Source organism: Streptomyces sp. NPDC057302, assembly GCF_042667685.1.
Lineage (GTDB): Bacteria > Actinomycetota > Actinomycetes > Streptomycetales > Streptomycetaceae > Streptomyces.
In genome coordinates, this window is sequence record NZ_JBHUZJ010000069.1 from 35,856 (window position 1) to 54,396 (window position 18,541).

The 18,541-nt window shown below is 68.3% G+C and carries 13 protein-coding genes; 2 read left to right on the forward strand and 11 right to left on the reverse strand.

Going from position 1 to position 18,541, the window contains the following annotated elements:
* Positions 1–8 precede the first annotated feature (8 nt).
* From trxA to ACFUPX_RS33880, 7 genes are all read right to left on the reverse strand, one after another.
* Positions 9–341, reverse strand: coding sequence for a thioredoxin (gene trxA, locus ACFUPX_RS33850; protein WP_135332065.1), 333 nt, complete (start codon positions 339–341; stop codon positions 9–11).
* A gap of 43 nt (positions 342–384) precedes the next feature.
* The gene (gene trxB / locus ACFUPX_RS33855; RefSeq protein ID WP_383331570.1) at positions 385–1,344 is read right to left on the reverse strand and encodes a thioredoxin-disulfide reductase; all 960 of its coding nucleotides are present in this window, start codon (positions 1,342–1,344) and stop codon (positions 385–387) included.
* A 181-nt stretch (positions 1,345–1,525) separates the two neighbouring features.
* Complete coding sequence (locus ACFUPX_RS33860; protein ID WP_383331573.1) at positions 1,526–2,512, reverse strand: anti-sigma factor family protein; 987 nt, start codon at positions 2,510–2,512, stop codon at positions 1,526–1,528.
* Entirely contained in the window at positions 2,509–3,219 is a 711-nt protein-coding gene (sigM, locus tag ACFUPX_RS33865; protein WP_383331606.1) for an RNA polymerase sigma factor SigM, read from the reverse strand. Before sigM ends, ACFUPX_RS33860 begins: the two co-directional genes overlap by 4 nt.
* A 56-nt stretch (positions 3,220–3,275) precedes the next feature.
* Complete coding sequence (locus ACFUPX_RS33870; protein ID WP_383331576.1) at positions 3,276–4,985, reverse strand: protein kinase family protein; 1,710 nt, start codon at positions 4,983–4,985, stop codon at positions 3,276–3,278.
* A gap of 118 nt (positions 4,986–5,103) precedes the next feature.
* Positions 5,104–7,392 (reverse strand): murein biosynthesis integral membrane protein MurJ, encoded by a 2,289-nt coding sequence (gene murJ, locus ACFUPX_RS33875; protein ID WP_383331579.1) that lies wholly within the window; start codon positions 7,390–7,392, stop codon positions 5,104–5,106.
* 47 nt (positions 7,393–7,439) lie between these two features.
* Positions 7,440–9,806 (reverse strand): DUF6049 family protein, encoded by a 2,367-nt coding sequence (locus ACFUPX_RS33880; RefSeq protein WP_383331608.1) that lies wholly within the window; start codon positions 9,804–9,806, stop codon positions 7,440–7,442.
* Positions 9,807–9,999: 193 nt separating this feature from the next.
* Between ACFUPX_RS33880 and ACFUPX_RS33885 the strand changes: the two genes are divergently transcribed.
* Positions 10,000–11,442 carry a CCA tRNA nucleotidyltransferase gene (locus ACFUPX_RS33885; RefSeq protein ID WP_383331582.1) on the forward strand — a complete coding sequence of 481 codons (1,443 nt, stop codon included), beginning with the start codon at positions 10,000–10,002 and terminating at the stop codon, positions 11,440–11,442.
* A 104-nt stretch (positions 11,443–11,546) separates the two neighbouring features.
* On the opposite strand, the gene ACFUPX_RS33890 is transcribed toward ACFUPX_RS33885, so the two are convergent.
* From ACFUPX_RS33890 to ACFUPX_RS33905, 4 genes are all read right to left on the reverse strand, one after another.
* Positions 11,547–12,026 (reverse strand): hypothetical protein, encoded by a 480-nt coding sequence (locus ACFUPX_RS33890; RefSeq protein WP_383331585.1) that lies wholly within the window; start codon positions 12,024–12,026, stop codon positions 11,547–11,549.
* A gap of 113 nt (positions 12,027–12,139) precedes the next feature.
* Positions 12,140–13,396, reverse strand: coding sequence for an MFS transporter (locus ACFUPX_RS33895; protein ID WP_383331588.1), 1,257 nt, complete (start codon positions 13,394–13,396; stop codon positions 12,140–12,142).
* Positions 13,397–13,483: 87 nt separating this feature from the next.
* Positions 13,484–14,566 carry an inositol-3-phosphate synthase gene (locus tag ACFUPX_RS33900; protein WP_383331591.1) on the reverse strand — a complete coding sequence of 361 codons (1,083 nt, stop codon included), beginning with the start codon at positions 14,564–14,566 and terminating at the stop codon, positions 13,484–13,486.
* Positions 14,567–14,625: 59 nt separating this feature from the next.
* Entirely contained in the window at positions 14,626–15,312 is a 687-nt protein-coding gene (locus ACFUPX_RS33905; protein WP_383331594.1) for a PadR family transcriptional regulator, read from the reverse strand.
* A 373-nt stretch (positions 15,313–15,685) separates the two neighbouring features.
* On the opposite strand from ACFUPX_RS33905, the gene ACFUPX_RS33910 reads away from it, so the two are divergent.
* Positions 15,686–18,427, forward strand: a complete 2,742-nt coding sequence (locus ACFUPX_RS33910; RefSeq protein ID WP_383331597.1) for a transglycosylase domain-containing protein — start codon at positions 15,686–15,688, stop codon at positions 18,425–18,427.
* Positions 18,428–18,541 lie beyond the last annotated feature (114 nt).

Here is an 18,541-nt window from a genome sequence, read left to right on the forward strand (position 1 = left end):
GCTCGTCGTTACTCGGCGATGAAGTCCGCGAGGTCACGCTCCAGAGCGGCCTTCGGCTTGGCGCCGACGATCGTCTTGGCCACCTCGCCGCCCTGGTACACGTTCAGGGTCGGGATGGACATGACGCCGTACTTGGCGGCGATGCCCGGGTTCTCGTCGATGTTGAGCTTGACGATCTCGATCTTGTCGCCGTGCTCGGCCGCGATCGCCTCGAGGGACGGGGCGATCTGGCGGCACGGTCCGCACCAGGCGGCCCAGAAGTCCACCAGGACGGGCTTGTCGTTCTTCAGGACGTCTTCCTCGAAGGAGGCGTCGGTCACGTTCTTCAGAGTGCCGGCCACGGCGGGCTCCTTAACTTGGTGGTGCGGTGGGGAGGATGGGATGTCAGACGGTCGCTGCGGCCGTCTCGCTGTCCACGAGGGCAGCGAGGAACCGCTCGGAGTCGAGGGCGGCGGAGCAGCCGGTACCGGCCGCCGTGATCGCCTGGCGGTACGTGTGGTCGACGACGTCACCGGCGGCGAAGACGCCGGGCACGTTCGTCCGGGTCGACGGCGCGTCGACCTTCAGGTAGCCCTCGCCGTCCAACGTGAGCTGGCCCTTGAAGAGCTCCGTGCGCGGGTCGTGGCCGATCGCGATGAAGAGGCCCGTCACGGGCAGCTCGGCGGTCTCGCCCGTCTTCAGGTTGCGCAGCGTCAGGCCGGAGAGCTTCTGCTCGCCCTTGATCTCGGCGACCTCGCTGTCCCAGATGAAGCTGATCTTCGGGTCGGCCAGCGCGCGCTCCTGCATCGCCTTGGACGCACGCAGGCTGTCGCGGCGGTGCACGATCGTCACGGACTTGGCGAAGCGGGAGAGGAAGGTGGCCTCCTCCATCGCGGTGTCTCCACCGCCGATCACGGCGATGTCCTGGTCCTTGAAGAAGAAGCCGTCGCAGGTCGCGCACCAGGAGACGCCGCGTCCGGAGAGCGCGTCCTCGTTCGGCAGGCCGAGCTTGCGGTGCTGGGAGCCCGTGGTCACGATCACGGTCTTCGCGCGGTGCACGGTGCCCGCCGTGTCCGTCACGGTCTTGATCTCGCCGCTGAGGTCGACGGAGATCACATCGTCCGGCACCAGCTCGGCGCCGAAGCGCTCGGCCTGGGCCCGCATGTTGTCCATGAGGTCGGGGCCCATGACGCCGTCCTGGAAGCCGGGGAAGTTCTCCACCTCGGTGGTGTTCATCAGCGCACCGCCTGCGGTGACGGCGCCCTCGAACACCAGGGGCTTCAGCGACGCTCGCGCGGTGTAGAGCGCCGCCGTGTAGCCGGCGGGCCCGGAGCCGATGATGATCACGTTACGGACGTCGGTCACGGCTTGATTCCTCGTCTCTGGAGACTGCTGCGTACTGCTGGTGGGTGCCTGTATCAGGTCTCTCACCCCACCCAACGGATCCTACGGGGCATGCATTCCCGACGTGTCCGAGCGCACGGAGCATGTCAGGGACCGTCAGGATGCCACGCTGGGCCGATTCTCCTGTCGCGACGAGGAACGGTCAGGGCCGCGCGTAGGAGGTGGTCAGCAGTACCTTGCCCGCAGCGGTGGCCGACGAGGCCTTGTCCACGCACGTGGCGTCCACGACGTACGCGGAGACCTTCGTGCTGTCGGAGTCATGGGACGCCACGACGAGGTAGGCGTCCTTCCCCTTGTAGGTGCCCTCTTCGGCGGCGAGCGGCGTCCTGTCGCCGATGCCGAGCTGAATGCACTGCGGGACGGTGACGGTGGACTCACGCTTCGGCACGTTCTTGTCCTTCGGGGACTCCGGGCTGGAGCGGACGCCGAAGGACGGCTCTTCGCTGCCGGAGTCGGGCGCCTTGGTGGGCGTCTCGGTGAGCAGATCGGTCACCTGGCCCTTGAGCGTGCCCTCGGAGAACGTGTGCGCGGAGTCGGTGTGGCCCGGTGGCGTGTCGCCCGTGCCGCCCGAGTCGCCGCCCATGTTCTGCATCAGCAAGGAGCCGAGACCGATGGCGGCCGCGGTGAAGACAGCACCGAGTACGACGTTGCGCCGACGGCTGCCGCGCGTCTTGCTTCCGCGTCCAGGTCCTGTGGCGGCACGGGGGTGTCCTGCGGGCCTGTCTGAGGGCGGACCGGAGGCGTGGGTGCGCGATGACTCGGACGGCTCGGAGGATCCCGCTGCGGCGGGCGTTGTTTCACGTGAAACACGCACAGCTGCCGCTGGCTCGGGCATCGGTTCCAGGTCGGTCGACCCGACGGAGCCGGGCGCGATGGAGTCCAGCAGAGCTTCCGCGGCCAGTGCCGCGTCGATGCGTCCGGCGATGTCCGCAGGCATCCGGGGCGGCCCCGGCAGCGTGCCGAGCATGCCGCGGATCTCCTCCAGGGATGCGTAGACATCGGCACAGAGCGAGCAGTCGTCCAGGTGCCGTCGCACGTCGATGGTTCGGGACGGGGGGAGCAGTCCTTCCGTGAGGTCGGAGATCTCAGCGACTTCTGGGTGCCCGGCCGAGTCGGTCGTGGTTGTCACGCTCGCCCACCTCCGCCCTTCGCAGCAGCTGAATCGCTTGGTCCCGCATCCCGTGGTCCCGCTGCAGGTGGGACGGATGTCCCCTGCGTCCGGTTCCTTCCCGGGCCCGACTTCTTGCCGTCCTTGTCGTCGTCGCTGTCTCCGCGCTGCGTACGAGGCTCCGTGCGCAGGTGGGTGAGCAGCGGAAGGAGTCTGGCTCTGCCGCGTGCGCAGCGGCTCTTCACGGTGCCGGTGGGCACCTCCAGCACCTGGGCTGCTTCAGCGACCGGGTAGCCCTGCATGTCCACCAGGACGAGGGCGGCGCGCTGGTCGTGCGGCAGGGTGCCCAGCGCCTCGACGAGCTCGCGGTGCAGATCGCCGCGCTCGACGGGGGCCGCCGCGGACTCGTGCGGCTCGAGGAGCTGCTCCAGTCGCTCGGTGTCGTCGATGGGAGAGGTCTTCCGGGACGACGCCTTGCGGGCACGGTCGAGGCAGGCGTTCACGGTGATCCGGTGCAGCCACGTCGTCACGGCCGACTGCCCGCGGAAGGTGTGCGCGGCACGGTAGGCGGAGACCAGAGCGTCCTGGACGGCGTCAGCGGCCTCCTCGCGGTCGCCCAGCGTGCGCAGGGCCACGGCCCACAGGCGGTCGCGGTGGCGCCGGACGAGCTCGCCGAAGGCGTCCTTGTCCCCTGCCACATGGCGGGCCAGGAGGTCCTGGTCGTTCATCTCGCCGTGCGTGGTGTCGTCCACCGTCGAACCCCCTCCCCCGGTGAGCCTGACCCTCAGCCCGTGAACTTCACATCCGTGATGGCCTGCTTGTACCCGGCGCTGCTGTACTCATCCCGCGGTGACTTCGGCACATCGGTGAGCCAGACCAGTACGTACCGCGACTTGACCGGTTTCTTCGCCTTGATCTTCGCGGTCTGGCCCGAGGTCGAGACCGTCCCGATCTTCTTCATCGAGCTCGGGGGGGTCGTCGAGGACATCGAGTCCGTGGCGTACAGCTCGACCGTCGTGTGGTCACCGCCGTAGCGCAGCCCGAGCGACGCGGCCGACACGTCCTGCTCCTTGCCGAGGTCGTACACGATGCCGACGCCCGGCTTGTAGGGGGCCAGCTTGGGACCCTCTATGAAGCTGTTGGACCGCCAGTACGTCGAGTCGTCGCCGTCGTACGTGTTACGGACGCCCTGAAGATCCTGGGCCTCGCCCTCCAGCACGTACTCCTGGCCATTCGCGATCTTTATCGGGTGCGTGGGCTTCGGCTTGTTCTTGTCGCCCTCGTCGGTCGTGTCCGAGCTGCCGGGGTCCTCTGACTTGCCCCGGTCCATCAACGCGTCCGCGAGCTGCCAGCTGCCGAGGCCCAAGGCCGCGATCAGCAGCGCGGACACGGCCCACTTGAGGGCCTTTCCGGTACGGCTCTGCAGCGGGGGTGGCGGGGTCGGCACCGGCTGGGTGGCACCGGGACGGGGAGCGTTGCGGCCGTAGGTGCCCTGTTGGTAGGTCGTGCGCTGATACTCGGGCGGTGCGGTGAACGCGGGCTCCGGCGGGCGGATGCGCGGCATCTCACCGATCGCCTTCACCAGCTCCTCCGGCGTCGTGCACGGCGGCTCCTGGCGGGAGGCTGTCGCCCCCTCGTTCACGAGAGCGCGCATGGCGAGCTCGGAGAGGCCCCTGTGCACGCCTGCGCGCACCTGCTCGGGGGCGATCAGGCCGACGCCCTTGGGCAGCCCGGAGAGGCCGTACGCGTCGTCCTCGTACGGCCAGCGCTGGGTCAGCGAGGCGTACAGCAGCGCGCCGACCGCCTCGGTGTCCGTGCGCTGCGGGGTGTCGGAGCTGATGCCGCGAAGCGCCGCGTTCACGGCGAGGCCGCGGATGCGGTACTGACCTGAGGACGTCCGCAGCACCGCGCTCGGGGTCAGCCGCAGGTGGGCGAGACCTTCACGGTGGGCGGCCGCCATGGCCTGGGCGACCTGACTGACGAGCTGGTACGCGTCGTGCGCCTCGAGAGGGCCCGCAGCGAGCAGCGCGGTGAGTTCCGTGGCGTCGGGCAGCCACTCGTGCACCACGTAGACGAGGTCGTTCTCCTCGACCGCGTCCAGGACGTGTACGAAGCGGGGGTCGCCGAGCAGCGCCGACGAGCGTGCCGCGGCGAGTACCGATCGTGCCCGCGGATGGTCGGCCGGCAGCAGATGCACGCCGACGGCCCGGCGGAGCTTCTCGTCCACCGCACGCCAGCTGCTGAAACCGTCCAGACGGGTGACGCACTCTTCGAGTCGATAGCGTCTGGCCAGCTTGTGACCGCTGTGCAGCTCGGGGGGTGATGCCGCCCCCGGGCTTGTGGGCTCACCGGTCTCCGCCGCGCCTTCTTCTGCCGTTTCCCGCTCCCGGGTCTGGGCCACCCCGTCGGCCGTGGCCTCGTCCGCCTTCGCGGTCAGCGGCTCATCGCCGCTGTTGTCTGCCACGTCGACGGCAGCCGTGCTCCGTTCCGCCACCGTCGTTCCTGCCTCCCCATCCATCGCGCTTCGTCAGACGCCAAACCCAATTGTGCCCACAGTCCGGCGCTATGCACGACACGCGGTGGCCGGTGATGGTTGTGCGAACCCCTGTATCTCACCGTCCGAGACGGCCGCGGACCATCCCGACCATGGAATTGAGCTCCGCAATCCGCATCTTTCGGGCGGCCACGAAGAAGACGCCTCCGAGGATGATCCCGCCGACCACCAAAGCGATGAGGGAGCCGCCTGCGCCGTCACCCAGAGCCTTGAGGATCCCGTAGGCGGCGGCGCCGCCGAGAATCGCTGCCGGGATGCAGGCCATGGCGAGCCTGGCGTAGGTACGCAGGACCTGAGTGCCGTCCAGATCGCCGCCGAGGCGGTTGCGCAGCCTGCGCCAGGCGACACCGACACCGACCGCGTAGGCGAGGCCGTACGAGGCGGCCATGCCGACCACAGCCCACTGGGCGGGCAGCAGAACGTAGGCGAGGGCGCTCGCCGCCGCGTTGACGGCAGCCACGATGACGGTGTTGTAGAAGGGCGTCCGGGTGTCCTCATAGGCGTAGAAGCCGCGCAGGACGACGTACTGCACCGAGAACGGGATCAGTCCCAGGCCGAACGCCATCAGGACGAAGCCCATGGACTGGGCGGACTGGCTGCCGCTGGAGGCGAACAGCAGGGTGCACATCGGGACGCCGAGGGCGACGAAAGCGAAAGCCACAGGGACGATGGCCACCGCGGAGGTCCGCAGCCCCTGCGAGATGTCGTCGCGGACCGCGCCGGGGTCGTTGTCGTGGGCCGCTCGGGAGATTCGCGGCAGCATGGCCGCCATGACGGAGACGGTGATGATGGCCTGCGGCATGCCCCAGATCAGCTGGGCGTTGGAGTAGGCCATGATGCCCGTACCGTCCCTGCCGGAGGCCTTGCCCGCGGCGGTGGCCAGCTGGGTGACGACGAGCACACCGGCCTGGTTGGCGAGGACGAAGAGCACTGTCCACTTGGCGAGCTTGACCGCCTTGCCGAGACCGTGGCCCTTCCAGTCGAAGCGCGGCCGGAACCGGAAGCCCGTCTCGCGCAGATACGGGATCATCGCCAGGGCCTGGACGATCAGACCGAGTAGGGTGCCGATGCCCAGGAGACGGACACCGTCCGCCGGGATCGACTCGACCCTCATGCCCGAGTCACCGGACGTTCCGTAGACCCAGATGAACAGGCCGAACGTGAAGATCATGACGATGTTGTTGAGGACCGGAGTCCACATCATCGCGCCGAACTTCCCGCGGGCGTTGAGGATCTGGCCCATCACCACGTGCACGCCCATGAAGAAGATGGTGGGCAGGCAGTAGCGGGCGAAGGTGACCGCGACGTTGTTGGCCGGCGGGTTGTTAGCGATGGGGGTCGACATGAGCTTGATCAGCAGCGGCGCGGCGAAGACGGCCAGAGCGACGATGAGGCCGAGCGCGACCATGACGAGGGTCAGCAGGCGATTGGCGTAGGCCTCGCCGCCGTCCTTGTCGTCCTTCATGGCGCGCACCAGCTGGGGCACGAAGACCGAGTTGAGGCCACCGCCGACGGTCAGGATGTAGATCATCGTCGGCAGTGTGTACGCGACGGTCCAGGCGTCACCGAGCGTTGCGGCGCCGAGGGCCGCGGTGATCACCATGGTGCGTACGAAACCGGTGAGCCGGGAGACCATCGTCCCCGCGGCCATCACCGCACTGGACTTCAGCACGCTCGTCGCGCGACCCCCGCCACCCGACTTCGGAGCCGGCGCGGGAGCCGGGGGAGCTGCCGGGGCCGGGACCATCGGGGGCTCGGGCGGCTGGTAGCCGGCCTGCTGCGGGTAGCCGTTGCCCTGCGGGTACCCGTTGCCCTGGGGGTACCCGTTGTTCTGGGGGTAGCCGTCCTGGGGATAGCCGCCGCCCTGCTGATACGTGGCGGCCTGCTCGCGGTAGCCGCCCGGCTGCTGGTCCCGGAAGAGGTGGGCGAAGGCGTCCGGCTCGTGGCGCTCCTCGCCGGCCTGGGTGACCAGGTCGTCGACGCCCACGAACTGCGTCGTACGGGCGTCGTCGCCGTACGGGAGGTACTGGGTCGGGCCTTCGGGTTCGGGGGCCGGGGTCTGGGCCCACACGCGGGGGTCGGGGGCGTGCTGCGGGGAGGGCGGCTGGGCGTAGAGCGGCTGAGGGTCCTGGTAGTAACCGGGAGGCGGCGGGGGGTGCGCGGCGCGGTCGTACAGCGCCTCCGTCACCGGGTCCTGGGCGGCGAGGTCCTGTGCCCGGTAGGGGTCCTGGTCGTAGGCGTCCTGGAGATACAGGTCCGGGGCAGGCTGGGGTGGCACCTGCCCGTCCTCAGGGGGACCGGAACCGCCCGCGCCCTGGCCACGGTCACCGTCGTACGGCGCGTTCATGGATTACCCCACCTCATCGTCCCCGGGCCCACCGGCCACGACATCGCTCAACGGTCCACTCTCTCACCCGTGTCCGACGGGTCGGTGCTTTCCGGAGCGGTGTCCGGTGTCGGGTCACTCGGCTGCTCGGGGTCGTCCTCCCCTGACTCCGTGCCGGACTCGCCGTCCGGGCCGTCCTCGGGGCCCTCCTCGGCCTGCTGCCGGGCGGCCCGCTTGCGCTGCGTGTACATCCGGAATCCGGCGAGCACGAGAAGCAGCACGCCGCCCGCGATGACCAGCATCACCGTGAGGGTGATCTCGGTGACGTTCACGTCGAAGCGGACCGCTTTGCCGTACGGCTGGCCGTCCTCGGTGTAGAGCTGGGCGTAGACCGGGACCGGGCCGTTGGCGTTGGCCGTGGTGGTGAACTTCACCGACTGCGCGTGCCCGCCCGCGATCTTGACCGGCTGTTCCGAGTAGGCACTGTCGTCGATCTTGAGGCGCGTGGGGTTCTCCGAGGTCAGACGCAGAACCATGTGGTCGACGCCTTGCACCAGGTTGTTCTGCACCGTCACCGGGATCGTCGCGCTGCGCCCCGAGAGCTTCGCGTCGGACTTCTTGATCAGCGCCACCTGGTCGATGAGCGTGGTCAGGTAGTTCTCCACGCCCTGGCGGTAGGTGGCTGCCTCGGCGCCCCTGCCCCGCCAGGACGTCGACATCTCGCGGTCTATGGCCCGCCCGAAGGGCGTGATGACGCGGTCCGGCTCGCTGAGGATCGTCTGGAAGCGGTCGAGCTTGTTCTGGGTGTTCTGAATCGACTTGAAGGCCGACTTCGGCAGCTCCTGCTTGCGCAGCGACGCCGGGTAGGCCCCGGCCGAAGGCACCTGGGTGTTGGCCGCCGAATCCGGCTTCGCCTTCGCGGCCGCCGACAGGTCCTGCGGCTGCGACCAGCGCTCGTCGGAGAGGCCGGTCAGCGCCTTCGCCATCGACTGGGCCTGGCTGGCGGACGGCATGCGCTGCGGGGCGACGACGATGCTCCGCTGCTTGTCCGGATCCTGGAGCGTGACCATCAGGCTCTGGGCGAGGAACTGCTGCACGGCGAGTGTGGAGCTCTCGGCGCCCGTCATGTCGCCCTGGAAGGCCGTGGAGAGGCGTGCGTCGGCCACCACGGCCGTCGTGCCGCCGCCGATGGGCCGGGCCGCGCTGGGCGTGTACGGCAGCCCGGCGGCCTCGCGCAGGCTGTCGCTGCGGGCGATCACCGAGTGGGCGCCCGCAGAGGTGGAGACATCGACGATCGACGGATCGAGGGCGCCGTCCACGGGCCACGCGAAGTCCGACTGCGGCTTGACGTGGAGGATGGACTCCACGGCCAGTGCCCCCGCGTCGGTGGCGTCCTTGAGCTGGCCCAGGGAGCCGGTGACGGCCTTGCCGTTGTGGGCGAGCGAGGCCAGATCGGGATCGGCGAAGGGCAGCGCGACGACCTTCTTGTCCTTCTTCTCCTTCACGGTCTGCTCGAGCTTGTTGAGCCACTCCTTGGCGACCGCCTGGCCCTTGCCCGCGGTGGTGCTCTTGCCGTCGGCGGTCTGCACCCGGTAGTTCCGCGTCATCGCGTCGACCGATGCCAGCAGGTCGGGATCGATGACCCAGGTGACATCGAGGCCGCTGCCCAGGGACAGCATCTGCTCCAGGCGACCGCCGGGAGCGAGCTCCTTGGCCAGGTCGTCGTCCGTGAAGACGGGCGTCTGCTGTTCGTCCGAGCCGGTCTCCGCCGTGAGGTGCGCGGTGGAGATGAGCGGCCACAGATAGGTCGTCCTGGTCTTCGTGCCGGTGGCGCCCGACTGCCACGGCAGGAAGGTCCGCTCGAAGCCGAGCACCTGGGACCAGGGCTGGGTGGCGGTCCGGCCGGTGAGTGAGACGCCGAGCTGGTAGACGCCGTCGGCGCCGAGGTCCAGCGCCTTGACCGGCACGGAGATGCTGAAGTCCTGACGGATGCCGGGGGCGAGCTTGGAGAACTTCTTGACGTACTTGCCGCCGACCTCCGTGCCGTCGGTTCCCGGCTGGTAGCCGGTGCGCTTGGCGGCGGAGTCGATCTGGCTCCGGCCGTTCAGGACCGGCCCCAGGCGCAGCCCGACTTCGGCTCCCGTCACCGCCTGCTTGCCCTCGTTGGTGACGGTGCCGGAGACGGTGAGCGTGTCTCCGTCCGACGGGGCGGAGGGTGTGAGTTTGTTGAGCGAGACGTCGACGGTGTTCGAACCGGTGGCGTCTGCTGCCGCGCTTGCTTCCTCGCTCGGCGCCGCGGCGTGCGCGGTCGGCTCCGCCGACAGCTGCAGCATGCCGGCCAGCAATGGGGCCCCAGCCAGCAACGCTGCCGTACGCCGCAGCCACCGGCGGGCAGGTGAGGGACTGGTCCCCGGGAAGTCTGCCGCCTCGGCCACGCGTTGCCCGTCCTCGTTGTCGTCAGTGGTCGTCGGTTGTGCGTCCACGCATGGTAACGAGGTGCGCTGTGGCGAAGTGCCGCGGACTGCTCCACATGATCGGAAGACCTGGCCGGGGAGGGGCGCGCGGCCTCGGCGGCCCCGTCGAAAACCGGGCAGCTGGGGGCGTCCGGGGCACGTACCCTTTTCTGTTGTGCCGAACGCCAATGAAGAAAATCCCAGCGCACTGAGTCAGGTGCAGCGCCGCGCGGTCAGTGAACTGCTGCGTGTGTCCCCTGTCGCGGACGACCTTGCCCGCCGTTTTCAGGAGGCCGGGTTCTCCCTCGCCCTGGTCGGCGGGTCGGTCAGGGACGCGCTCCTTGGCCGGCTCGGCAATGACCTGGACTTCACGACCGATGCCCGCCCCGAGGACGTGCTGAAGATCGTCAGGCCGTGGGCGGACTCGGTGTGGGAGGTCGGGATCGCCTTCGGCACGGTCGGCAGCCAGAAGGACGGCTACCAGATCGAGGTCACCACCTACCGGTCAGAGGCGTACGACAGGACCTCGCGCAAGCCCGAGGTGTCGTACGGCGACTCCATCGAGGAAGACCTCGTACGCCGTGACTTCACCGTCAACGCGATGGCCGTCGCGCTCCCCGAGAAGGAGTTCGTCGACCCGCACGGCGGTCTTGAGGACCTGGCGGAGCGTGTCCTGCGCACTCCTGGCACCCCGGAGGACTCCTTCTCCGACGATCCGCTGCGGATGATGCGGGCGGCACGGTTCGCCGCGCAGCTGGACTTCGAGGTGGCTCCGGACGTCGTCGCCGCGATGAAGGCGATGGCCGAGCGCATCGACATCGTCTCCGCGGAGCGGGTCCGTGACGAATTGAACAAGCTGCTCCTCTCGCCGAACCCGGCGAAGGGACTTGCTCTACTTGTCGACACGGGCCTCGCCGACCACGTGCTGCCCGAGCTTCCGGCGCTGCGTCTGGAACGTGACGAGCACCACCGTCACAAGGACGTCTACGACCACTCGCTGATCGTTCTCGAGCAGGCGATGGCGCTGGAGGAGGACGGGCCCGATCTGACGCTGCGGCTCGCGGCGCTGCTGCACGACATCGGGAAGCCGCGGACGCGGCGCTTCGAGGACGACGGCCGGGTCTCCTTCCACCACCACGAGGTGGTGGGCGCCAAGATGACCAAGAAGCGGATGACGGAGCTCAAGTACTCGAACGAGCTCGTGAAGGACGTCTCGCGCCTGGTGGAGCTGCACCTGCGCTTCCACGGCTACGGGACGGGCGAGTGGACGGACTCCGCCGTACGCCGCTACGTACGCGACGCGGGCCCTCTCCTCAGTCGGCTGCACAAGCTGACGCGGTCCGACTGCACGACCCGCAACAAGCGCAAGGCCAACGCGCTGTCGCGTGCGTACGACGGCTTGGAGGAGCGCATCGCGCGGCTCCAGGAGCAGGAGGAGCTGGACTCGATCCGCCCCGACCTGGACGGCAACGAGATCATGCAGGTCCTGGACGTACGGCCGGGTCCGGTGATCGGCCAGGCCTACAAGTTCCTGCTGGAGCTGCGGCTTGAGAACGGGCCGATGGAGCGTGACGCGGCGATCGCGGCGCTCAAGGAGTGGTGGGCCGCACAGGAGTGAGGCGGGGGCCAGGTGCGATGTTTCACGTGAAACATCGCACCGGATCCGGATATGCGAAGGGGCACTGTTTCACGTGAAACAGTGCCCCTTCGGCTACGTCGTCGCTACTTCGCGGACTTCAGGCAGAGCACCACGTCGTGGCCGCCGCCGGTCTGGTAGTAGCCGACCTCGGTCCCCTTCACCGTCTGGCACTTGCTGACGCTGCTCGTGTCGTCGAACTTCTCCACGACCTTGAAATCGGCGTCGCTGGAGGAGCAGTCGGCGTTCTTCATGTCCGGCTGCGACTGCGTGCCCTTGTTGTGCAGGCAGTCACCGACGGCGGTGGTCTCGGCGTCGCTCTTGCCCAGCTGCCACTTGACGACAGCGATGACGATGCCGATGACGATGACGGCACCGATCCGCAGGACCAGCTTGCTGACCTTCCGGCCACCGCTCGGAGCTGCCGGAGGCGGAACCGGGGCGCCCTGGTTGTAGGGCGGGTAGGGCTGCTGCGGAACGGTGGGCTGGCCGGGCTGTCCCGGCTGGCCGGGGTGCGGCTGCACGCCCTGGCCGTACGGATTCTGGCCCTGGGGCGGAGTAGTCACTTGGGGGTCCCCCTCGAACGGAAGCGCGATGGCGCGGATACGACGTCCGTAAGTTATAGGGAGGCGGTGACATCTCTGTAGCCCAAGGAGGCTCTGTGGCATTGATGTGACACTTACTGTGCGTCAAATCTGGCCATAGCGGCTGCAATTGCCGCGTAGATAACGGCCACCGTTACCACCAGTGGAACCGATCGCCCGTCAGGCGGCAGCATCAGGGCGGCAACCCCGGCCGCGCCGACGAAAGCGACGTTGAACAGGACGTCGTAGACCGAGAAGATCCGGCCACGGAAGCTGTCGTCCACCGAGGACTGCACCACCGTGTCCGTGGCGATCTTCGCTCCCTGGGTCGTCAGGCCCAGCAGGAACGCGGCGATCAGCAGCGGGACGGGGGTGAACGGGAGGGCGAGCGCCGGTTCCAGGACCGCCGCGGAGCCCGCGCAGACGACGATCCAGCCGCCGGCCGTCAGCCGGTTCACCGCCCAGGGCGTCAGCACGGCCGCCGCGAAGAAGCCCGCCCCCGAGACCCCCACGGCGATCCCGAGCAGGGCGAGCCCGTCGGACTCCGAGGACGACCAGGCGTACCGGCAGAGCATCAGGACCATGACGGACAGGGCGCCGTAGCAGAACCGCATGAACGTCATCGCGAGGAGCGCACGGGCGGCAGGACGCCGCTGCGACAGATGACGCACCCCGGCCACCAGATCCCGCGCCGTACCGGCCAGCGCCGCGCCGAGCCGGGGCCGCAGCAGCTCCGGATCCGGGCCGAGGAGTTCGCGGGCCATTCGCAGCGAGGCCAGCGCCGCGCAGAGGTACAGGGCGGCCCCGAGCAGGACCACCACCGCGTCCGAGTCGGAACCCGTCAGGCGTACGACGAACGCGAGACCGCCTCCCACGGTCGCGGCCAGCGTCCCCGCGGTCGGCGAGAGGGAGTTGGCCATCACCAGGCGCTCGGTGTCGACCACGCGCGGCAGCGCCGCCGAGAGCCCGGCGAGGACGAACCGGTTGACGGCCGTGACGCAGAGCGCGGAGACGTAGAAGAGCCAGTCCGGCACGTCGCTCAGCATCAGCACCGCGGTCACCGAGGCGAGCCCGGCCCGCAGCACGTTGCCGTACAGAAAGACCTGACGGCGTGGCCAGCGGTCGAGGAGGACGCCGGCGAAGGGCCCGATCAGTGAGTACGGCAGGAGCAGCACCGCCATCGCGGAGGCGATCGCGGCCGGCGAGGTCTGCTTCTCCGGCGAGAAGACGACGTACGTGGCGAGGGCCACCTGATAGACGCCGTCCGCGCCCTGGGAGATCAGCCGCACGGCGAGCAGCCGTCGGAAGTCCCGCAGGCGCAGCAGTACGCGCAGGTCACCGACGACAGCCATGGGGCACAGCCTCACATACGAGGAGGGTCCCCGGGCGCATTGCCCGGGGACCCTCGACAGCCTCAACAGCCGTTCACGTGGCGAGCTTTAGCGCTCGACCTCGCCCTTGATGAACTTCTCGACGTTGGCGTACGCCTCGTCGTCGAAGTACTGCACCGGCGGGGACTTCATGAAGTACGAGGACGCGGAGAGGATCGGGCCACCGATGCCGCGGTCCTTGGCGATCTTCGCGGCGCGCAGGGCGTCGATGATCACACCGGCCGAGTTCGGGGAGTCCCAGACCTCGAGCTTGTACTCCAGGTTCAGCGGGACGTCACCGAAGGCGCGGCCCTCGAGGCGGACGTACGCCCACTTGCGGTCGTCGAGCCACGCCACGTAGTCCGACGGGCCGATGTGGACGTTGTTCTCGCCCAGCTCGCGGTCGCGGATCTGCGAGGTGACGGCCTGCGTCTTCGAGATCTTCTTGGACTCGAGGCGGTCGCGCTCCAACATGTTCTTGAAGTCCATGTTGCCGCCGACGTTGAGCTGCATCGTGCGCTCGAGACGGACACCGCGGTCCTCGAACAGCTTCGCCATCACGCGGTGCGTGATGGTGGCGCCGACCTGGGACTTGATGTCGTCGCCGACGATCGGGACGCCCGCCTCGGTGAACTTGTCGGCCCACTCCTTGGTGCCGGCGATGAAGACCGGGAGAGCGTTGACGAAGGCGACCTTGGCGTCGATGGCGCACTGCGCGTAGAACTTCGCAGCGTCCTCGGAACCGACGGGCAGGTAGCAGACGAGGACGTCGACCTGCTTGTCCTTGAGGATCTGGACGACGTCGACCGGGGTCTCGTCGGACTCCTCGATGGTCTGGCGGTAGTACTTGCCCAGGCCGTCGAGGGTGTGGCCGCGCTGGACGGTGATGCCCTTGCTCGGCACGTCGCAGATCTTGATGGTGTTGTTCTCGCTGGCGCCGATGGCGTCCGTGAGGTCGAGGCCGACCTTCTTGGCGTCCACGTCAAAGGCGGCGACGAACTCGACGTCGCCGACGTGGTACTCGCCGAACTGGACGTGCATCAGGCCCGGGACCTTGGCGTCCGGGTCTGCGTCCTTGTAGTACTCGACGCCCTGGACCAGCGAGGCGGCGCAGTTGCCCACGCCGACGATGGCTACGCGAACCGAACCCATTCCGGTTGCTCCCTGTGTGATCTGTGTATTCCGGATGAGACCCTGCGGACCGCGGGGCCTCACTTGGCGGTGTCATCGGACGGATCCGGCGGCGGGTTGCTCTCCCGCCGCCGGGGCAGGCCGCCCGACTCCCCAGATGTACTGTCGTGCTGAGCGGAGCCGTCCGGGGCGGACCGTTGCTGGTCGCGCCCCGCTCGCTCGCTCTCGATGAGCTCGTTCAGCCAGCGCACTTCGCGCTCCACGGACTCCATTCCGTGCCGCTGCAGCTCAAGCGTGTAGTCGTCCAGGCGCTCCCGAGTACGGGCCAGGGAGGCGCTCATCTTCTCCAGACGCTCCTCGAGGCGGCTGCGACGCCCCTCGAGCACCCGCATGCGTACGTCCCGCGATGTCTGGCCGAAAAAGGCGAAGCGGGCGGCGAAGTGTTCGTCCTCGTACGCGTCGGGGCCGGTCTGTGAGAGCAGCTCCTCGAAGTGCTCCTTACCTTCTGCCGTCAACCGATAGACGATCTTGGCGCGGCGCCCGGAGAGGGGAGCCGCGAGGGCCTCCTCAGGGGTGCCGCTCGACTCCTCGATCAACCAGCCGTTGGCGACCAGCGTCTTGAGGCAGGGGTAGAGCGTCCCGTAGCTGAAGGCGCGGAACACTCCCAGCGACGTATTGAGTCGTTTACGCAGCTCATAGCCGTGCATCGGGGACTCGCGCAGCAGGCCGAGCACGGCGAACTCGAGGATGCCGGAGCGTCTGCTCATCTTCGCCTCCCGTCTGCCAGCGTCTGTCGACACGGACTTTATGCCGAGCTGATGTATCGACTCGATACATCGAGACGATAGAACGGCCCACCTGCTGAGACAAGGGGGGAAACGGTGAACGGCGTCACATCACCGATTCGTAGGAAGTAACTTGCCTGATTTGGGGTGAACTTCGGTCCTAAGGGGGTTTTGACGGTGCGTAGTCTGTGCGCCATGCAGACCGCCGGGAACCAAGTGATGCCTGAGGGCGTCGTTGACCCTGGTGTAGTGCGGGTGAGCGCTGAGAGGGGCGCATCCGTACTTCGGGGGGACCGGAAACCAGCCGCCGTTTCCAGGCGCGGATACCTGCGCCTGCCCGAGGAGTAATCGTTCGATGAGCGAGCACCGTCGCAAACCGCCGCAGCCGCAGGGCGGCGGACGCGCCGCGGCCAGACGCGGCGCACCAGGCGCGTCGTCGGGTCGCCGCGCGGCACCGCGTGGCGCCAATGGATCGCCCACTTCCTCAACCGGCTCGCACGGAACGGGGGCCCCCGACGACGGGGACCGTTCCTACGGCGGCCGCGCCGAGGCCCGCCGTGCCGCGCAGCGCAGTGGCGCTGTCGGTGCGGGCGGAGGCCGACGCCGAGCGGCCGACGGGGCCGGTGCCGGGCGCGGTGGCGCCGGTGGCGGCGGTCGGCGTGGTGGTGGCGGCCCGAACGGGCCCGGCCGCGGTCGAGGCCGTGGCGGCCATGAGCCCCGTAAGAAGCGCTTCATCGACTACCCGCGTGCGGAGAAGGACGGTCTGCGGCGCTGGGTTCCGTCCTGGCGTCTGGTCACCGGCCTGTTCGTCGGGTTCCTCGGCGGCCTGATGGCGGTCACGGGGATCGCGTACGCCTTGGTGGAGGTACCGAAGGTCGGCGAAGCGGCCAAGGCGCAGAACAACGTCTATTACTGGAACGACGGCAAGCAGATGGTCGCGACCGGCGGTGAGACGAACCGCCAGATCATCGACTTCGACAAGATCCCCAAGGAGATGCGCACCGCCGTCATCTCGGCCGAGAACAAGTCGTTCGAGGACGACAAGGGCGTCGACCCCATGGGTATCGCGCGTGCGGTGGTCAACATGGCCAAGGGCGGCGAGACCCAGGGTGGCTCGACCATCACCCAGCAGTACGTGAAGAACGCGCGCCTCGGCGACCAGTCCCAGACGTTCACGCGTAAGTTCAAAGAGCTCTTCATCTCCATAAAGGTCGGCCGGCAGGAATCCAAGGAAAAGATCATGGCGGGGTATCTCAACACCGCCTACTACGGCCGTGGTGCCTACGGCATCCAGGCCGCCGCCCGCGCCTACTTCGACAAGGACGCCAGCGAGCTGGACCCCAGCCAGTGCGCGCTCCTGGCGACGGTGCTGAAGGGCGCTACTTACTACGACCCGGCGGGCTCCCCTGAGGTCGACCCCGCTGCCTCGCCGCAGGCCAACAGAGACCGGGCCACGAAGCGCTGGCGGTGGATCCTCGACGAGGAGGTCAAGGACGGTCACCTGACCGCCGCGACCCGCAGCAAGTACGACGACTTCCCGAAGCTGGAGAATCCCCGCTCCAACGCTCAGCTGGGCGGGCAGGTCGGTTATCTGGTCGACCTGGCCAAGGCTTACGTGATCAACAACAGCAACGGCAAGATCACGGCCAACGACCTCCAGCAGGGTGGCTACGAGATCCACACGACCTTCGACAGGGACAAGGTCAAGAAGCTCGAGAAGTCCGTGGAGAAGGTCCGCAAGGCGAAGATCAAACCCAAGCAGCGGCCGGACAAGGACACTCACGTCCAGTTCGGTGGGGCCTCCGTGAACCCGGAGGATGGCGCGATCGAAGCCATCTACGGTGGTGAGGACGCGACCAAGCACTTCACCAACAACGCGGACCAGACCGGTGCGCAGGTCGGCTCGACGTTCAAGCCCTTCGTGCTGGCAGCGGCGTTCAAGGACGGCACCCGCGACAAGGGGGGGCCGCCGGACCAGACCGACGAGCGCACCATCGTCAACCCCAAGAGCCTCTACAGCGGCAAGAACAAGCTCAAGATCGAGAACTACGACGGCAGCATCTGGAAGGACAAGGAAGGCAAGGAGTGGCTGCAGACCAACGACGGTGACCAGAGCTACAACCCGCCGACCTACCAGATCGACCTCCGTGAGGCGATGCGCGAGTCCGTCAACTCGGCCTATGTACAGCTCGGCATGGACGTCGGCCTGGACAAGGTGAAGGCTGCGGCCGTCGACTCCGGTCTCAAGGCGAACAGCCTGGCCAGCGCCAATTACCCGTCCTTCTCTCTCGGTACGTCATCGCCGAGTGCGATCCGGATGGCCGGCGCCTACTCCACCTTCGCGTCCAGCGGCGAGCAGAACGATCCGTACTCGGTCAAGACGGTCGAGCACAAGGGCAACACGGTCTACCAGCACGATGCGCCGCCCAAGCGGGCCTTCGACAAGTCGGTCGCCGACAACGTCACCGACGTGCTCAGGACCGTCGTCGAGAAGGGCACAGGCACCTCGGCCCAGCTGAGCGGCCGCCAAGTGGCGGGCAAGACCGGTACGACCGACGGTAACAAGTCCGCCTGGTTCGTCGGCTACACCCCGCAGTTGTCGACCGCGATCAGCATGTACCGGCTCGACGACAACGAAGGGAACAAGAAGCGAGAGTTCCTGGAGATGTTCGGCACGGGTGGCGAGGAGAAGATCCACGGAGCCTCGTTCCCCGCGCAGATCTGGAAGGACTACATGGAGCAGGCCCTGAAGGGCCAGCGCGTGAAAAACTTCCCGGTCCCGGAGCCGATCGGCCAGGTCGTCGGTGAGACCCCGCCGCCCGCCCCGAGCCCGACTCCGTCGAAGACCGAGGAGCCGGAGAAGACTCCCTCGCCGACCCCCTCGGACACGGGGCCTTCTCCGAGTCCGTCAGACAGCCCCGAGCCCGGTGAGTCCTGTGCCGACTGGGACTGGCAGTGCAACAACAACGGCGGTAATTCGGAAGGCGGAGACTCCGAAGGGAATACCGGTGGACAGTCGCCACCGGCCACGCCGGATCCACCAGGCGAAGACGGTGGGAACAGCGATGGAGGCATCTTCGGCGGCCCGTCAGGCTGACCGAGCTCCCCGTGAGCGTGTTTCACGTGAAACGCACTGTTTCACGTGAAACATGCGCCATCGAGCGCCATCAGACGTCATCAACTGCCGACGAGGGCCGCCACACCGCACCGG

Coding starts and splice junctions, on each gene's coding strand:
- murJ (WP_383331579.1), bottom strand. CDS start 7,392: ATGAACGCGCCGTACGACGGTGACCGTGGCCAGGGCGCGGGCGGTTCC.
- sigM (WP_383331606.1), bottom strand. CDS start 3,219: ATGAACGACCAGGACCTCCTGGCCCGCCATGTGGCAGGGGACAAGGAC.
- ACFUPX_RS33905 (WP_383331594.1), bottom strand. CDS start 15,312: ATGAGCAGACGCTCCGGCATCCTCGAGTTCGCCGTGCTCGGCCTGCTG.
- ACFUPX_RS33900 (WP_383331591.1), bottom strand. CDS start 14,566: ATGGGTTCGGTTCGCGTAGCCATCGTCGGCGTGGGCAACTGCGCCGCC.
- ACFUPX_RS33910 (WP_383331597.1), top strand. CDS start 15,686: ATGAGCGAGCACCGTCGCAAACCGCCGCAGCCGCAGGGCGGCGGACGC.
- ACFUPX_RS33895 (WP_383331588.1), bottom strand. CDS start 13,396: ATGGCTGTCGTCGGTGACCTGCGCGTACTGCTGCGCCTGCGGGACTTC.